The sequence below is a fragment of the Amycolatopsis sp. WAC 01375 genome (assembly GCF_003947325.1).
Taxonomy (GTDB): Bacteria; Actinomycetota; Actinomycetes; order Mycobacteriales; family Pseudonocardiaceae; genus Amycolatopsis.
The window spans coordinates 150,645-165,530 of sequence record NZ_QHHW01000026.1 but is presented as its reverse complement, the minus strand read 5'-3'; the positions used below and the strand labels follow the sequence as shown (position 1 = coordinate 165,530).

At 69.2% G+C, this 14,886-nt stretch carries 11 protein-coding genes; 6 read left to right on the top strand and 5 right to left on the bottom strand.

Annotated elements, in window-relative coordinates:
* Positions 1–81 precede the first annotated feature (81 nt).
* From DL991_RS16370 to DL991_RS16350, 5 genes are all read left to right on the top strand, one after another.
* Positions 82–2,868 carry a cytochrome P450 gene (locus tag DL991_RS16370; protein ID WP_125785170.1) on the top strand — a complete coding sequence of 929 codons (2,787 nt, stop codon included), beginning with the start codon at positions 82–84 and terminating at the stop codon, positions 2,866–2,868.
* Positions 2,869–2,891: 23 nt separating this feature from the next.
* Positions 2,892–4,562: a (2,3-dihydroxybenzoyl)adenylate synthase gene (locus tag DL991_RS16365; protein WP_125785169.1), complete on the top strand. Its 1,671-nt coding sequence runs from the start codon at positions 2,892–2,894 to the stop codon at positions 4,560–4,562.
* A 340-nt stretch (positions 4,563–4,902) separates the two neighbouring features.
* The gene (locus tag DL991_RS16360) at positions 4,903–6,222 is read left to right on the top strand and encodes an acyltransferase (protein WP_125785168.1); all 1,320 of its coding nucleotides are present in this window, start codon (positions 4,903–4,905) and stop codon (positions 6,220–6,222) included.
* An 84-nt stretch (positions 6,223–6,306) separates the two neighbouring features.
* Complete coding sequence (locus DL991_RS16355; protein WP_125785167.1) at positions 6,307–8,034, top strand: CoA transferase; 1,728 nt, start codon at positions 6,307–6,309, stop codon at positions 8,032–8,034.
* An 89-nt stretch (positions 8,035–8,123) separates the two neighbouring features.
* Positions 8,124–9,344 carry an aminotransferase class V-fold PLP-dependent enzyme gene (locus tag DL991_RS16350; protein WP_125785166.1) on the top strand — a complete coding sequence of 407 codons (1,221 nt, stop codon included), beginning with the start codon at positions 8,124–8,126 and terminating at the stop codon, positions 9,342–9,344.
* 9 nt (positions 9,345–9,353) lie between these two features.
* On the opposite strand, the gene DL991_RS16345 is transcribed toward DL991_RS16350, so the two are convergent.
* The 3 genes from DL991_RS16345 to DL991_RS16335 all read right to left on the bottom strand — a co-directional run bounded on the left by DL991_RS16345 (position 9,354) and on the right by DL991_RS16335 (position 12,467).
* Positions 9,354–10,055: a hypothetical protein gene (locus DL991_RS16345; RefSeq protein ID WP_233598868.1), complete on the bottom strand. Its 702-nt coding sequence runs from the start codon at positions 10,053–10,055 to the stop codon at positions 9,354–9,356.
* Positions 10,056–10,201: 146 nt separating this feature from the next.
* Complete coding sequence (locus DL991_RS16340; RefSeq protein WP_125785164.1) at positions 10,202–11,536, bottom strand: carboxylesterase/lipase family protein; 1,335 nt, start codon at positions 11,534–11,536, stop codon at positions 10,202–10,204.
* 25 nt (positions 11,537–11,561) lie between these two features.
* Positions 11,562–12,467, bottom strand: a complete 906-nt coding sequence (locus DL991_RS16335; protein ID WP_125785163.1) for an MBL fold metallo-hydrolase — start codon at positions 12,465–12,467, stop codon at positions 11,562–11,564.
* Between the two features lie 127 nt (positions 12,468–12,594).
* Here DL991_RS16335 and DL991_RS16330 point away from each other — a divergent pair, with 127 nt between their 5' ends.
* Positions 12,595–13,518, top strand: a complete 924-nt coding sequence (locus DL991_RS16330) for a helix-turn-helix transcriptional regulator (protein ID WP_125785162.1) — start codon at positions 12,595–12,597, stop codon at positions 13,516–13,518.
* A 378-nt stretch (positions 13,519–13,896) separates the two neighbouring features.
* Here the strand turns inward: DL991_RS16330 and DL991_RS16325 are convergent, their stop codons facing one another.
* Together DL991_RS16325 and DL991_RS16320 are read right to left on the bottom strand one after the other, a co-directional pair.
* Positions 13,897–14,247, bottom strand: a complete 351-nt coding sequence (locus DL991_RS16325) for a hypothetical protein (RefSeq protein WP_125785161.1) — start codon at positions 14,245–14,247, stop codon at positions 13,897–13,899.
* A 13-nt stretch (positions 14,248–14,260) separates the two neighbouring features.
* Positions 14,261–14,761: a TetR/AcrR family transcriptional regulator gene (locus DL991_RS16320; protein ID WP_199753968.1), complete on the bottom strand. Its 501-nt coding sequence runs from the start codon at positions 14,759–14,761 to the stop codon at positions 14,261–14,263.
* Between the last annotated feature and the right edge of the window lie 125 nt (positions 14,762–14,886).

Below are 14,886 nucleotides of genomic sequence, written 5' to 3'. Positions count from 1 at the left end.
TGGCAACACACTTTGCCTTACTCGTCGAATACCTGGAAACGACCGGACGCGGGTTCACCAAAGGAGATTGAGGGGAAGGTCATGCCGACGCTACTGAACGACTACATCGCCGAGGACGGGACCGGGGTCGCGATCGTCGACGAGGCGGGCGCGGTCGGGTGGCGGCTGCTGGGGGAGCGGGTGAACCGCTGGATCGCCCTCCTGCGTGACCGCGGGATCGGCGAGGGTGACCGGCTGGCCTGTGTCCTCGGCAACCGTCGCGAGACCTTCGAGGTCCTCCTGGCTTGCCTGCACTCCGGGATCACCGTGGTACCGATCAACTGGCATCTCACCGATCCCGAAATCGCTTACATCGTCTCGGACTCCGGGAGCAAGGCGCTGGTCGTCGAGCCTTCGTACGCCGAGACGGCCGGCCGCGCGGTCGCCCGTTCCACGGGGGAATGCGCGACGCTGATCGTCACCGGTTCCGCGGACGAGGCCGGTTTCGAAGCGGCGGAACCGTTGCTGGCGCGGATGTCCTCGGCCGAACCCGATGGACAGACCTGCGGCGCCACGATGTTGTACACCTCGGGCACGACGGGCGCGCCCAAAGGCGTGGTGAACGGCCTGTTCGTCGTCGGCGCGCCGTTCTCCCGGGTGGCGAAGCTGACCCGGTACGCGCACGTCGTCCTGGACGTCCCGTCGCGCGAACGATGCCTGCTCGACGGTCCTTGGTACCACTCGTCCCAGCTGTTCTTCTCCCTGCTCGGTCTGCTGCTCGGCTCGACGCTGGTGATCCGCCGCTCGTTCGATCCCGAGTCCACATTGGACACGATCGATCGCGAGCGGATCACCGCCGCGCATCTGGTGCCCACCCAGTTCATCCGTCTGCTGCGGCTGCCTCCGGAGGTCCGCGCGCGGTTCTCGGGGGCGAGCCTCGGCCGCGTGTGGCACGGCGGCGGACCGTGCCCGCCGGACGTCAAGCGCCGGATGATCGACTGGTGGGGTCCCGTGCTGACGGAGTACTACGGCGCCACCGAGGGCGGTGCGGTCACGCTCACCGGCTCGCGCGACTGGCTCGCGCATCCCGGCAGCGTCGGCAAGGCCGTGCCGCCGAACGAGATCGTGATCCTCGGCGAGGACGGCACCCCGCAACCGATCGGTGCTTCCGGACAGGTGTTCGTCCGCCGCGTCAAAGGCCAGAGCTTCAGGTACCACAACGCCCCGGAGAAGACGCGGTCCGCGCATCTGGAACCGGGCACCTTCACCTTCGGCGACGTCGGCCATCTCGACGAGGACGGTTTCCTCTATCTCACCGGCCGCGCGCAGGACATGATCGTCTCCGGCGGGGTCAACGTGTACCCGGCCGAGATCGAGGCCGTGCTGCTCAATCATCCGGTGGTCCGGGACGTCGCCGTCATCGGCGTCCCCGACGACGAGTTCGGTGAGCGGGTCGCCGCCGTCGTCGAGGTCACCGGCGAGGCCCCCGCCGACCTGTTCGCTCTGCTGGACCCGTTCTGCCGCAAATCCTTGGCGGGCTTCAAAACCCCGAGGACGTATCACGTCATCGAGCGGCTGCCCCGTGAGGCGACCGGCAAACTCCGCAAGGACGTGCTGCGCAAGAGTTTCGCCGTGATCGGCATCGAGCGGCCCGACATCGCGCATCCGGCGACGTTCGCCGACGGCGTGCCGCATGCGGAGTTCGCCCGCCGTCGCGAGACCGAACCGGTGGCCTGGACCCCGGAACCGTTGTTGACGCGGCATTCCAGTGCCGGCAGCACCACCCAGCGCGGCTCCGGCTACTGGGCGGTGACGCGCTACGACGACGTCTACTCCGTGTCACGGCGGCCTGAGGAGTTCTCGTCCGCGGCCAAAGGCGCCTTCCTGCCCGACCCGCGCACGCCGGGTGACCTCAAGCAGACCCGGCAACTGCTGGTCAGCATGGACGGCCCGGAGCACGTCCGGATCCGCCGTCTGGTCGCGACCGTGTTCACGCCCAAATCGGTCCGCGGGCTGAGTGACAGCATCGCCGGGCACGCGCGGCGGCTGGTGGAGAAGGTCACCGACGGCGCCGAGTTCGACGCCGTCGCCGACTTCGCCGCCGAGTTGCCCCTGCTGGTCCTGTGCGATCTGCTCGGGTTCCCGCCGGACGACCGGCACCTGCTCTACCGCTGGAGCAACGCGCTGGTCGGCTTCGACGACCCGGAGTTCGGCGGCGGCGACGTCGAGGCGTACCGCCGGACCTTCGCCGAGGCGTTCGCCTACGCGATGAAGCTCGGCATGTCCCGGCGCGAGACCCCGACCGACGACCTGATCAGCAGGCTGGTCAACGCCGAGGTCGACGGGAAACACCTGAGCGACCGCGAGTTCTGCAGCTTCTGGCTGCTGCTGGTGGTCGCGGGCAACGAAACCACCCGTCACCTGATCTCCGGTTCGCTGGAGGCACTGGTGAACAACCCGGCGGAACGGGACAGGCTGGTGTCCGGCGAAGTGCCGGTGGCCACCGCGGTCGACGAGCTGATCCGCTGGGTCACGCCGATCATGCAGTTCCGCCGCACCGCCGTCCGGGACACGGAGATCGCCGGGCAGTCCGTCGCCGAGGGCGACAAGGTCGTCGTCTACTACACCTCGGCCAACCGCGACCCGGCCGTGTTCACCGATCCGGACCGGCTCGACCTCGGCCGCGATCCCAACCCCCACCTGTCGTTCGGGATCGGCCCGCATTTCTGCCTCGGCGCGCATCTGGCCAGGCTGGAGATGTCGACGCTGCTGACCGAACTGCTGCCGCAGCTGTCCCGCCTGCGCCTGACCGGGCCGGTGACCCGGCTCGAATCGAACTTCGTCAACGGCGCCAAGTCCATGCCCGCGCGCTTCGTGTCCTTCGGATGATTCCACGAGAAAGGGAGGCCGTCGTGCCCTCGAAACCTGTCCAGCCGAGCCGTGCGGGAACGGTCCCCTGGCCCGACGACCTCGTCGAGCGCTATGTCGCCGAAGGCCACTGGAAGGGCCAGGCGCTCGCTTCGCGCTTCGTGACCGCCGCCGACGCGACTCCGGACGTCGAAGCGCTGACCGACGGCGACTTCAGGCTGACCTATGCCGAACTGCTGTCCCGTGTGGACGGTGCCGCCCAGCGGTTGCGTGCGCTGGGTCTCCGGCCCGACGACCGGCTCCTGATGCAGCTGCCCAACGGCTGGGAGTTCGTCGTGCTGACGCTGGCGTGCTTCCGGCTCGGCGTGATCCCGGTGATGGCGCTGATCCAGCACCGCAGGCACGAACTGTCCTACCTGGCCGAGCTGTCCGAGGCACGCGCGATCGCCGTGCCGGACCGCGTGAAGGACTTCGACCACCAGGAGCTCGCGGCCGGGATCGCCGCCGGGGCCGAGACGATCGAGCACGTCATCGTCGCCGGTGACGTCCGCGACGGCCACGTCGACCTGCGCGCCCTTTGTGCCCCGGCGCCGGATCCCGCGGCGGCGCGCACCGAGCTGGACGCGTCGGCTCCCGACCCTCGTTCGGTCGCGCTGCTGATCCTTTCCGGTGGCACCACGGGTTTGCCGAAGCTCATCGCGCGCACCCACGACGACTACGCCTGCTACGTCGACGGATCCGCCGACGCTTTCGGTTTCGACGCCTCTTCGGTGTATCTCGCCGTGCTGCCGTTCGGGCACAACTACCCGCTGAGCGCGATCCTCGGCGTGCTGTGGGCGGGCGGCCGCGTGGTCGTCTCGCCGTCGCCGTCCGCGCGTGACTCGCTCGGCGCGATCGAGACCGAACGTGCCACGGTGACGTCGGTGGTGCCGGCGATCGTGGTGCGCTGGCTCGAGTACCGCGAGGCCGACCAGCACCACGACCTGTCGTCGTTCCAGGTGCTGACGCTCGGCGCCGCGCGGCTGCAGGACCAGCTGGTCCGGCAGATCAGCTCGGTGTTCGGCTGCACGTTGCAGCAGGGCTACGGGATGGCGGAGGGGCTGACCAACCTCACCCGGCTGGACGACCCGTTCGACATCACCTGCGACACCCAGGGCCGCCCGATCAATCCGGCCGACGAACTGCGCGTCGTCGACCCCGACGGGAATCCGGTCCCGCCGGACGAGCAGGGCGAGCTGATCACCCGCGGCCCGTACACCATCCGCGGCTACTACCGCGCGCCCGAACACAACGAGCGCGCCTTCACCCCGGACGGCTGGTACCGCACGGGCGACGTCGTGCGGCTGCGCCCGGACGGCTACGTCGTCGTCGAGGGGCGCACCAAGGACGTGATCAACCGCGGTGGCGAGAAGATCGCGGCCGAGGAGGTCGAGTCCTTCGCCTATCAGCTCGACTCGGTGGAGATGGCGGCCTCGGTCGCGATGCCGGATCCCGTGCTGGGGGAGCGCGGCTGCCTCTACGTCGTGCCGACCCCCGGCAATTCCGTCGCGCTGCAAGACGTCATCGACGTCATGGAGACGGCGGGGGTGGCCCGGTTCAAACTGCCGGAGCGGCTGGTCGTCGTCGACGCGATGCCGCGCACGCCGATCGGGAAGATCGACAAGAAGGTCCTGCGCGCGGACATCGCGCGACGCCTCGAAGAAGAAGCCGCCTGAGCCGGCCTCGTGAGTGGTAAGGACGGTTCTGGCGGACTGTCTTCGACTGCCGCTGGGATCGGTGTCGCCCCTCTCGACCGGCCGTGCTTGATCAACGGAGGATCGGGGACGGTGAGTGTCCCCGATCCTCCGTTGATCAAGGCTGAAACCGCAGTAGCCTTCGAACTGGTCTTCACGACCCCGCTCACGGCGGAAATGCTCGCAGAATGGGATAAGACGTAGCCCATCCGGCGGTGCGAAGCTTGCGAGGCAGCCGGTTACTGGTCTGGGTTCCGCCGCGTGACGTGGAAATGCTCGAACGCGGTTCACCCCCATCGCTTTTGGGAGAAAGGACGCACAAATGAGCGTTACCGCAACGCGGACTGGCGGGCCGCCCGCAGCCGCGGAAAAGCCAGCCAAACAACGCTATCTCGCCGTCGACGGCCTGCGCGGGGTCTGCGCGCTGGCCCTGCTCTTCACACACGTCGCGATGATCGCGGGAGTGCTCGGCACCAAGGAACTCGGCGGCACGATCGCTTCGACCAGTGCGGTCGGTGGCTTCTTCACCGGCGGGTTGCAGATCTTCGCCGGCGTCTTCTTCGTGCTCACGGGCATGTTCGTCTACCAGGGCTTCGCGAAGTCGATCATCAACGGCACTCCGCGCAAACGCGAAGGCACGGTGATCCGGCGGGTGCTGCGCCTGCTCCCCGCGTACTACGCGATGTACCTCGTGGTGCTGGTCGCGCTGAACCTCCAGCAGGTCGAGAACCTGTGGGACGTCCTCCGTCCGATGCTGCTGCTGCACATCTACGACTGGGACGGCTGGAGCAACGGCATGGAGATCACGTGGACCGTGCCGGATATGGCGCAGTTCTACCTCCTGCTGCCGCTGCTCGCCTGGGCCACCTTCAAGTTCGCGTCCCGCGGCAGGACCGCGCGGGCGCGGGCGTACCGGATGATGCTCCCGGTGCCGCTCCTGTTCGCGGCCGGTATTGCCTGGCTGCTGTACTCGCAGATGAACGGCCTCGGCACCCGCGCGCTGTTCTGGTACCCGATGGGCCTGATGCCCGAGGTCGCGATCGGTATGGTCATCGCGATCTGGCTGGAGCTGCAGAAGGCGTCGCCCCGGGATACGCCCAAGCTGCTCGCTTTCGCCGGCCGCCACCGCGTGCTGTTCCTTGGCATCGCGCTGACCTGCCTGCTCATCAACTGCGCCCGTCCCGGCAGTGAAATCGGCATGGACGACTATTACAGTCTCACCGCACTCGGGATCTTCTACGGCCTGTTGGCCATTCTCTCGGCGACCCTGTTGCTTTCGATGGTCGCGCCGGGACCCGAGTCGCGCTTCATTCGCGCGGTGTTCACCAACCGGGTGATCCTGTTCATCGGCAAGATCTCCTATGGCGTTTATCTGTGGCAGTTCGCGGTGATGCATTTCTATCTGCAGAAGCCGAACGCCTATTTCAACGGGGAGCCGATGCCGTTGATGATGATCCGCGCCGGCACCGGGTTCTGGGAGCTGCAACTGGTCACCCTGGTCGGCACGATCATCCTGTCGACGATCTCGTACTACCTGTTGGAACGCCCGCTGATGAACTGGGGCGAGCGGGTCATCAAGCGCCGGGCCGCCCGCAAGGCCGCCGCGGTGCCGCCACCGCGTGGGGAATCTGTTCCGGTGTAGTCCTTCGCCATCGGACCCTTCCGGCCTGGCGTCCGCCGCAGCGGACGCCAGGCCGTTCCCGCATTCGCTTTCCGGAGGTTCGTCGTGTCTTTTTCCGCCCCTTTGAAAGGTTTCCGGGTCCACTGTGGTGGATCCGGCCCGGCCGTCGAGACCGCGCTCGATCGGCTGCGGATGCTGGAGGCCGAAGTCGATGCCGCGCGACCCGGACCCCTCAGCCTGATCGGGCCGGGCGTTTCGGCCGAGGCCGGTTTGCGCGGGCAGTTCCCGGAGAACCTCGTGCAGGCCGACTGCGGGATCATGGCACTGCACGGACGGTCGGAGGCTCAGCCGCGCCCGCTGGGCGTCGACTATGTTTCGGTGCTCACGGGAATCGCCGCCGTCCAGGGCATGCTGGCCACGACTTTGGCTCAGCTGCGCGGAAACCCGGTGTCCCGGGTCGAGCTGGGCGCGGACGGCGTCGCCTTGTTCGCGGTCGGGCAGTACATCGCCGCCGCCACCGCGGACGAGGATCCCGAGGGACCGGAAGGAACGCCGTCGGCGGCGCGGCCGCCGTTCGTCTCCGCCGACGGAGTCGCGTTCGAGGTCGAAGCCTTCAGCGGTGAGGCCTGGCAACGGTTCTGGGCCTCGCTGGGAACGCCGGAACGAGCGATCGGCCGGGGCTGGCGGCCGTTCCTCCTCCGCTACGAACGTGCGTCGGTGTCGCTCCCGCGCGAGCTGCACGAGGCGGCCGAGTCCACCTCGTTCGAGGAGATCCGCTCGATCGCCGCGTCGACCGGGATGCACGTCTGCCCGGTGCGGACGGTGGCCGACCGGCGCACCGATCCTGACGCGGGCTCACCGCCGTGGTCCTTCCGTGCCGGACGTGCGGCGCCGCCCGGATCCGGGGCCACCGCAGGTCTTCCGCTCGCCGGAATCCACGTCGTCGAGTCGACGCGCCGGGTGCAGGGCCCGCTGGCGACCCGGCTGCTGTCGCTGCTCGGCGCGACCGTCACCCGGATCGAACCGCCGGGCGGCGACCCCCTGCGGGGCATGCCGCCGATGGCGGGCGACTGCTCGGCGAAGTTCCGCGTCCTCAACGACGGCAAACGGGTCGCCGAGATCGACTTCAAGCAGGCGGAGGGCCGTGCCGAAGTCCTGGAGCTGATCCGCGACGCCGACGTCTTCCTGCACAATTGGGCGCCCGGCAAGGACATCGAGCTCGGCCTGGACGCGGCCACCCTGCACGCGGTGAACCCCGGACTGGTGTATGCGGCAGCGTGCGGCTGGGGTGACGCGCTGGGGAAGAACCCGCCCGCCGGCACGGACTACATGGTCCAGGCCTACTCCGGGGTGGCCGACGCGCTGACGCACGCCGGGGCACCGCCGCGTCCGACGTTGATGATCATGGTGGACGTCGCGGGCGGATTCGTTTCGGCGGAAGGGATCCTGGCCGCGCTGGTGGCGCGTCAGCGCACCGGCCGCGGTGGCGAGGTCACGACGTCGCTGCTGGCCGCGGCGGACGCGCTGTTGCACGAGCCGTCGCCCGCCGCCGTCGACGGCGTCTTCGCGGCGGCCGACGGGCTGCTCGCGATCGTGACCGACGACGTCGACGCGCTGTGTTCGCTCCTCGGCATTTCGCTGCCATCAAGCGAAGAACTACCGGACGCGATCACCAAGGCGCTGGGCACGCGGCCGGTGGCGGACTGGGCACGGAGGCTGGGCCCGATCGCGGTGCCCGTCCGGCGCGACCTCGGCACGCTCGTGTCGCGCCATCCCGGGCGGTTCGAGCGGAACGGATGTGCGATCGCCACTTCACCGTGGGCCTTTTCTTGATCCGTGGCAGCGTAGGAGATGTCCACCTGGTGAGAACGCTGGGACCATGTGGTGCGAACAGGTGATCCGGTCGGCGGAGGAGCTTCGGGATGAGTGGGAACACGCTGGGCGTGCTGGGCTCCGACGTCAAGGTGGGATTGGCCGACGGGTCGAAGATCGCCTACGCCAACCTGGACTACGCGGCGAGCGCGCCGTGCCTGCGCGAAGTGGCCGACGTGGTGGGGGAGCTGCTTCCGCTCTACGCGAGCGTGCACCGCGGTGCCGGTGCGCTTTCCCGGCTGTGCACGGAAAAGTACGAAGCCGCCCGCGAATCCGTCACCGAGTTCCTCGGCTGCCGCCCTGACGACGCGGTGGTGTTCACCCGTAACACCACCGACGCGCTGAACCTGCTCGCGCACGCCGTTCCGGCGGGCACCGTCGTCATCACGTTCGAAGGCGAACACCACGCGAACCTCTTACCCTGGCACGAAGTCGTCCGGCTCCCTGCGCCTTCGTCGCCAGGTGAAGCGATTTCCGCCGCTACGAACGCGCTTTCAACGCAGGACGAGGGCCCCGTGCTGCTGGCCGTCACCGGAGCGTCCAATGTGACGGGTGAGGTCTGGCCGCTGGCCGAACTCGCCGCCACCGCCCACCGCTTCGGCGCCCGCATCGCGGTGGACGCCGCGCAACTCGCGCCACACCGGCGTATCGACATCGCCGCGCTCGACCTCGACTACGTGGCTTTCTCCGGCCACAAGCTGTACGCCCCCTTCGGCACCGGCATACTCGCGGGCCGCGCCGACTGGCTCGACGGCGCACGGCCGTACCTCTCGGGCGGCGGCGCCACCGCGCACGTCGGTGACGCGCCCGGCGACGTCCGCTGGGCGTCCGGTGCCGCGCGCCACGAGGCGGGCTCCCCGAACGTCATCGGCGCCGTGGCCCTCGCCGCCGCATGCGATGCCCTCGTGGCGGCGGACCTGGACACGGTCCGAGCCGAGGAGGACGCCCTCATGGCCCGGCTGCACGACGGCCTGGCGGCGATCCCCGCGGTGCGGATACTGGGAGCAGGCGACAGCTGGCCGGACAGGCTGGGCATCGTCTCCTTCACTGTCGACGGCGTCGAGACTCGCACGGTGTCCACCCGCCTGGCCGCCGAATTCGGCATCGGCGTGCGCGACGGCCTCTTCTGTGCCCACCCCTTCACCCGGCGGCTGCTGGACGAAGCGGGCGCGACCACGCCGACCGCGGTGCGCGCGAGCATCGGCATCGGTACTACCGCTGAACACATCGACCGGTTGATCACCGGAATCCGGTCCATCTCCGGGACTTGAGTAGCGGGCCTATCGCCGGAACCAGCGCCGCCGCTTTTCCGTGGTGCCGGGCGGCTGTAGCCCCAGCCTTCCGGTCAGGAAGAAGGTTCCGGTCACGATGTTGCCGCGCGCGGGTGTTTCCTCGAGGTCGGTGGTCGCGATGGCGACGTCGACTTCGATCGCGGCGATGGTGCGGACCCGGATCCGATGGAATGCCGCACCGGTAACGGTATTCACGGGAGTCTCGGCCTCGATGACTTCACCGGCGAACAGCGCGTGAGCTGAGGGTGTCCAGTCGGACGCGGGCTCTGCGAGCGCGAAGGTGCCGGAAGGGATGAAGTGGTCGGCGGCGAATTTCGGTCCGTCGTCGCCCTGCGAGGCGTAGTAGGCCTCGGCGTCGGCGTGCACGGTGACGTCTTCGGCCAGAGCGGCCAGCACCAGGGACCCGGTCTCGAGCTGCCCGCCGGCGTCGGCGAGAACCGCTCGGTCTTCAAGCTCCACCGCGATGGGACAGACCATTTCCCCCTCGACGCCATCGAGGAGGTCGAGCGTCGCGGTCTCGTCGTCGACGAGGCGAACGTCGCGCACCGGCACCGCGGGCGTCGTGCCGGCCAGACACGGCAGGAGGTACTCGATCCCGCGGTCGCGGACCTGTGCGACCAGCCGGGCACCCGAGGCATCAGTCCAAACATGTTCACTGAGCTTTGCGGCGATCTGCCGGGTTTCGCCCATACCGACCAGGGAAATGACCTTTTCCCCGAACTCGTCCTGGTCGGTGAAGCCGATCCCGATCGCCTCGAAGTGGCTCGACACGCGCATTCCCCCTGTTTCGTTGTCCGCTGGAGATTACCGACCAGGCCGGACAAGGTCATCCAGGTTTACGTGAGGTACTGGCTGAACCGCCGCTGCGGGTCGTACGCCGCCCAGCCCGGGTCCCCGGTACCGGCGAACGCGACCCAGGTGCCGTGGATCCGGGCCGCAAGGCCGTCCGGGGCGGGGTCGGGACCGAGCAGGCCAGTGTCGCCGTGCAGCCAAGGCTTGTCGGCGATGTCGAAGACGAAGGGCAGCTCGACGGTGTGGGCGGCGCCGAGTCGTCCGTTCAGGGCGGTCGAGCGATATCCGAACGAGTAGACGTGTGTGCGGCCGCCCGAGATCTGTGCGTGGGCTTGCGCCATGCGGGCCGTACCGGCTCCGAACAGAGCCTCCCCGAGCACGTCCGCCTCCGTGGCGGGCTCCGGATCGCCCTGCGGCACAAGGTAAAGACGCCCCTCTTCGGTGTTGGTCCCGATCAGCAGGTCCACGTCGCGGGCCGGGCCGTCCGCGAGACCGTCGGCGGGCTGGACCGCGAGAACCAGGCTGAACGGGCTGAGACCGGCCAACGGGTCTGTCGCGGTGCTGGTGCGCAGGTCGAGTCCGGCCAGTGCGGGCAGGACTTCGAGGAAGCGCTCGTCCGGAATCGCGGAGAAGGCGTCGGCGGTCGGTTCGACGCCCAGCGTGGCGGCCGCCGTGGTGGTGACCCGTCGCGCCTGTTCCGGGGTGAAGGCGCCGGTGCCGCTGCCGCTCTGGATGATCGCCCGCCGGAACAACCCTTTGGCTTCAGGCGTCGCGAGTAGCGCTCCGACGAGGGTGGCGCCCGCGGACTGGCCGAAGATCGTGACGTTGTCCGGGTCGCCGCCGAACGCCGCGATCGTGGCTCGCACCCAGCCGAGCGCGGCGAGCACGTCGAGCAGTCCGCGGTTGGGCGGAGCGCCATCCAGGTCGAGGAAACCGGGGATGCCGAGGCGGTAGTTCACCGTCACGAGGACGATGCCGTCGCGGGCGAACGCGCTGCCGTCGTAGAGTGCCGCGCGGTTCGAGCCGGTGACGAATCCGCCGCCGTGCACGAAGACCAGGACGGGTCGCTCGCCGCTGTCGGCGGCAGGCGTGCGGACGTCGACGGTCAGGTACTCCTCGCCCCGGACCCAGCCCGGTCCGAAGTAGGGGGTCATGTCGAGCTTGCCGAAGTCGCGGGCCGGTTGGGGAGCCGTCGGCGAAGGCCGGGTGCCGTCGCGGACACCGGACCAGCCAGGATGCGGTGCGGGCGAGGTGAAACGGCGGGCACCGGTCGGTGCCGCCGCGTAGGGGATGGCACGGTAGAACTCGCCGGAGTCGTCGCGGACGCCGCGCACCGCGCCCGCCGGGGTTTCGACGACCGGATCTGCGTACTGGGTCACGGGAAGCACTTCCTTTCCTGGAGTATCAGGAGATGCGGGAGAAGCCCGCCCACTCCTTGATCGCGAACTTCGACCCGTCGCGTTCGACCTCCGCGGCACCCTGGCCTGCGAAGTGCGCGGGGAAGACGAGTGCGTTGGTCTCGGCGGCGTGGCCGAGCAGCTTGTGCCGGGTGGCCCGGGACTCGGCCGGGTCCTCGCAGAAGCAGGAATTGGTCTCCGGCTCCACGATCTGCAGCGCGGTGTGCACCAGGTCCCCGACGAACAGGGCCCGGTCGCCGCCGGACTCCAGTGCGAGCACGGACGAGCCGGGAGTGTGCCCGGGAGCGAGATCGAGCCGCAGGTTCTTGTCGATCCGGTACGACCCCTCCCACAGGTGCGTCAGCCCCGCCTCGTGGACCGGCGTGACGCTGTCCTCGAAGACGTTCTGGTTGCCGCGGCCGAGCACCGTCTCGTGCTCGTTGGCCGGGTCCCAGAACTCGAAGTCCCGCCGCGTCATCAGGTACGTCGCGTTCGGGAAGGTCGGCACCCAGGTGCGGCCGTCGAGCCGGGTGTTCCAGCCGACGTGGTCGATGTGCAGGTGCGTGTTGACCACGATGTCGACGTCCTCGGGCCGCACCCCGGCGGCCGCGAGGTTGTCGAGGTAACCGGTGTCCCTGCGGCTCCACACCTGCGCGTAGGGCCGGTCCTTGTGGTTGCCGACGCCGGTGTCGACGAGGATCGTGCGCCCTTCGCTGCGCAGCAGCCAGGACTGGATCGCCGAGTGGCACTCACCGGTTTCCGGGTTCCAGAAGTCGGGCGCCAGCCAGCCGCGATGCTCGTCCCACGAGCCGTCGGGGCTGTCCGGGAAGAACTGGCCGGGACTCATCTCGACCGAGCCGTAGAACTCCTTGACGCGGGTGACGGTGACGTCGCCCAGGGTGATCTGATCCATGTGGTCCGTCCTCGGTTCGGTGAACGAGACCGAGCCTGGACACGGGGGCGCGCACGAACCAGTCCCGCGTTGTCCTACCCCTCACAGGGGGTGGCTGGGATCGGGCCGTGCGCCGGATACTGAGGGTATGGACGGACCAGGCCCACTCGGCGACTTCTTGCAGGCCAGACGGGCGCTGCTACGACCAGAAGACGTCGGCCTGCGCGACCTCGGGCCCCGCAGGCGGGTGGCCGGGCTCCGGCGCGAGGAACTGGCCCAGCTGGCGGGCGTCAGCGTCTCGTACTACACGAGGTTGGAGCAGGGGCTGTCCCGCGGTGCCTCGGCCGAGGTGCTCGAGGCGATCGCCCGCGCCCTGCTGCTCGACGACCACGAACGCGAGCATCTCAACCGGCTTGCCGGTGCCGCCCGCCGCACTCCCCGCCCGCGCCGCCCCCGCCCCGAGAAGCTCGCCGACGAGACGCGGGACCTCCTGCGCGCCGTGGACGGCGTCCCGGCGCTGGTGCTCGGCCGGCGCACGGACGTACTGGCGTGGAACACCCTCGGGCACGCCCTGCTGGCCGGGCACCTGGACTTCCACAGCCCGGACAACCCGGCGGAGCGGCCGAACATGAGCCGGATCCTGTTCCTGGACCAGCACTGCCGGGAGCTGTACACGGACTGGAAGCGCAAGGCCCGCGCGGTGGTCGGCAACCTGCGGAGCACCGTCGGCAGGCATCCGCAGGACCCACTGCTCGCGGAGCTGATCGGCGAACTGACGATGAAGAGCCCGGAGTTCGTCGCACTCTGGGGCGACCACCGCGTGGCACCCTGCGACGCCGCGTCCTACGACCTGCACCATCCCGTCGTCGGCGCGGTGACCATCACGCAGCAGACCCTGTCGATCGCCCGCTCGCCGGAACAGATGCTGATCGTCTGCACGACCCCCGCCGGATCCCCCTCCGAGGAGGCTCTCGCACTGCTACGACAGACGAGCGAACGTCGGTTGTCTTATGTGGACAGTCCGCTGAGCGCGAAGGGTTCGCGCCCGAAGGCGGGTTCTCTTGAGGGGTAAGGCGAAGGGGGCAGGTTGCGAAAGCCACTTTCGCAACCTTCAACGTTGCGAAAGTGGCTTTCGCAACGTCGGGAGCAGGGTGCGGTAGCGAGTGAATCCCCGCAACCTGCCACGCAGGCAGGCGAGCCGCTGCACATGGACGTCACGTTTGCGGAATGGGGTGGCCGTCCTGCGGCAAACGTGTGCCCTCGGCAGGAACGGGGCTGACCAGGGACTTTTCAGCGGCACATTGGTGGTCGAGCCGAGCTTCGAGCTTCCGGGCTCAGGCGGGGCTCGGCATGAGCGCCAGTTCGCAGACGGTTGCTCGGTTTGTCACGGTCACGACGGCCAACGCCATCACGGCCGCGGCGATGCGGGGGACATCGGGTTTACCCCCTTTCAACGTAGGGCGTTCTCGACCAGCGCGACGGTCGCGCGGGGGTCGTCGACCTGGACGACCATGCGGGCGTAGCGCTCGTCGGCGAGTTCGAGCACGACGGCCTTCGACGGATCCCTGACGTCCCAGAAGACCTTCTCGCCGTCGAGGTGGAACGTGCCCGCCGTGATCACGCCGGGCAAGTGGGCACCTGGCGCCCGGATCCCCTTGGGGTCGGCCGCGATGCCGGGGTCCGCGGTCGCGCCGCGGACGTTGACCAGCGGGATGGTCACGCTGCTCTTGAAGGCCCAGAGCTTGTTGAGCCCCTCCATCACGACGACGAGGTTCTCACCGTCGATGCGTACCACTGCCATAGCGGTTTTCCTTTCAGTCAAGTGGATCGAGGCGTTGGGTCAGCGCGGCGCCGACACCGTCGGGGTCGCCGCGCAGGCGAATGCCCAGCGCGGCGGCCGTGATGGCGGCGGCCAGGGCGGTGGAGATGCCGAGCGCGTCGGCGATCGCCTGGTCGACAGAGGCCAGCGCCGCGACTACCTCGTCGGCCACCTCCTCGTCGGCCGGCGCCCGTTCGACCGCCGCGAGCAGCAACAGACCGAGGTCGGCCGACGTGACCAACCGCAGCGCGGCCGCGGCATCCGTCGCCGTGGCGAGCGCGTCGGCCAAGGGGCGGACGTCGTCGGCGACGTGGCGGCGCAGGGCGACCAGGTAGAGGCCGCGCTTGCTGCCGAACGTCTTGTACAGGCTGTTGCGGTGCACGCCGAGGTGGGTGACGAGGTCGTCGACGGACACCCCGTCGTACGCCCGGCCACCGAACAACCCCACGGCGGCGCACACCACCTCGTCCTCGTCGAACGCCCTTCGTCTGCCCATGCCACGACCGTAGACCTTTGAGGAACGATCAGTCAAGAACGATCGTTCCTCAAAGGTCGGGCGCACTGGCGGCGTGGACGACGACCTCCAGGCGCCTACGTGTCCCGGACCGAGCTGCAACCCCG

What these genes read in the sequence shown, in the direction of transcription:
- DL991_RS16370 (WP_125785170.1), top strand. Translation starts at nt 82, where the DNA reads ATGCCGACGCTACTGAACGACTACATCGCCGAGGACGGGACCGGGGTC.
- DL991_RS16360 (WP_125785168.1), top strand. Translation starts at nt 4,903, where the DNA reads ATGAGCGTTACCGCAACGCGGACTGGCGGGCCGCCCGCAGCCGCGGAA.
- DL991_RS16350 (WP_125785166.1), top strand. Translation starts at nt 8,124, where the DNA reads ATGAGTGGGAACACGCTGGGCGTGCTGGGCTCCGACGTCAAGGTGGGA.
- DL991_RS16345 (WP_233598868.1), bottom strand. Translation starts at nt 10,055, where the DNA reads ATGGGCGAAACCCGGCAGATCGCCGCAAAGCTCAGTGAACATGTTTGG.
- DL991_RS16335 (WP_125785163.1), bottom strand. Translation starts at nt 12,467, where the DNA reads ATGGATCAGATCACCCTGGGCGACGTCACCGTCACCCGCGTCAAGGAG.
- DL991_RS16330 (WP_125785162.1), top strand. Translation starts at nt 12,595, where the DNA reads ATGGACGGACCAGGCCCACTCGGCGACTTCTTGCAGGCCAGACGGGCG.
- DL991_RS16325 (WP_125785161.1), bottom strand. Translation starts at nt 14,247, where the DNA reads ATGGCAGTGGTACGCATCGACGGTGAGAACCTCGTCGTCGTGATGGAG.
- DL991_RS16320 (WP_199753968.1), bottom strand. Translation starts at nt 14,761, where the DNA reads ATGGGCAGACGAAGGGCGTTCGACGAGGACGAGGTGGTGTGCGCCGCC.